Here is a 1,303-nt window from a genome sequence, read left to right as displayed (position 1 = left end):
TTCTCTGTTTTTTTCGCTCGCGACCGCTAAAGCTTTCGCATTGCGAAAATTCAATGCGATTTCCACGTTTTTTCGGCGGCTTGAGGCCAATTTCAGGCCCCATTGCCGCGCTTACCTCGACTATGGACGGACTTGTGCCAGCGATCGCATGCGCACAAGGTTGTAGGCCACCATGTTCAACACGAACATCTGGTCCACCTTCTTCAAGCCGCGCACCATCACCTGGCGCATGCGTCCCACGGTCTTGGCCCAGCCGAAGCCCTGTTCGATCAACTTGCGTTTCTGCTGCGAAATGGCGTAGCCCGCGCTCGAGGCAATCGTATCTGGGACTGCCGAACGCCGCCCCGAGGTGTTTTGCGCAACGTGCGGTGTGACCTTCATCTGCTGGCACGCCTCAATGAACTCCTGGGCATCGTAACCCTTGTCCGCGCCCAGTGTGACTTCTGCGCTCGCATCGTCTGCCGCTTGCCGTGCGTCGTGGATCATGATCTTGGCCGCTTCACGCTCAGCATGCCCGTCGGCGCGTGTCACGCGCGCGTTGACCACCAGACCGTGCCGGTTATCGGTCAGCGTATGGCCCATGTACCGCAATTCGCTGGCCGTCTTGCCTTTACGATAGAGCCGCGCATCGGGATCGGTCTTGGACTGATGCGTCTCGTTGCTGCGCTTGCGACCTTTGAAGTCGTCCGCGCTGCTGCCGTCGTCGTCCTGATCGTCACCGTCCTTGCGCACGAAGCTCTTGTGCCCCGCCCACGCCGGGATCAGCGTGCCGTCCACGCTGAAATGCTCACCCGAGAGCAGACACTTCTTCTCGGCAACGGCCACCACTTCGTTGAAAAACTCGATCACTGCATCGTGTTTGATCAGACGCTCGCGGTTCTTCGTGAAGACTGTGGGCACCCACACCTCGTCATCCATTGCCAGGCCGATGAACCAGCGAAATAGCAGGTTATATTGCACCTGCTCCATCAGCTGGCGCTCCGAGCGGATGCTGTAGAGCACTTGAATGAGCATGGCACGCAGTAACTTCTCCGGCGCGATGCTCGGCCGCCCGCCCTTGATGTCGGCCTCGTACATCCCGGCAAACAACCGATCCATCTTCTCCAGTGCTTCATTCGCCATCACGCGGATCGAACGCAACGGATGCGACTTCGGAACGAAGTCGTCCAGCTTGCGCATGGAAAACAAACTCTCGGTGAATGTGTCGGCGCCGCGCATGATCTCCAGGGGGCAAGTGGGGGTCTTCCATCAACGCTTCAGGGGCCTTCCTCGATGACGTTACCGCCGGTATTTCAGCGGCCTG

Annotated in this window: 1 protein-coding gene; it reads right to left on the bottom strand. The window is 59.1% G+C overall.

The genetic code is table 11. The annotated features are described in order from the left end of the window. Positions 1–120: 120 nt before the first annotated feature. Positions 121–1,218, bottom strand: a complete 1,098-nt coding sequence (locus M3I54_RS44250) for an IS5 family transposase (protein WP_254346709.1) — start codon at positions 1,216–1,218, stop codon at positions 121–123. Positions 1,219–1,303: the final 85 nt, after the last annotated feature.

Origin of the sequence: Paraburkholderia sp. CNPSo 3274 (assembly GCF_024206475.1) — a bacterium.
GTDB lineage: Bacteria > Pseudomonadota > Gammaproteobacteria > Burkholderiales > Burkholderiaceae > Paraburkholderia.
Note: the sequence above shows the minus strand (reverse complement) of the source record. Positions and strands in the feature narration are given on the sequence as shown.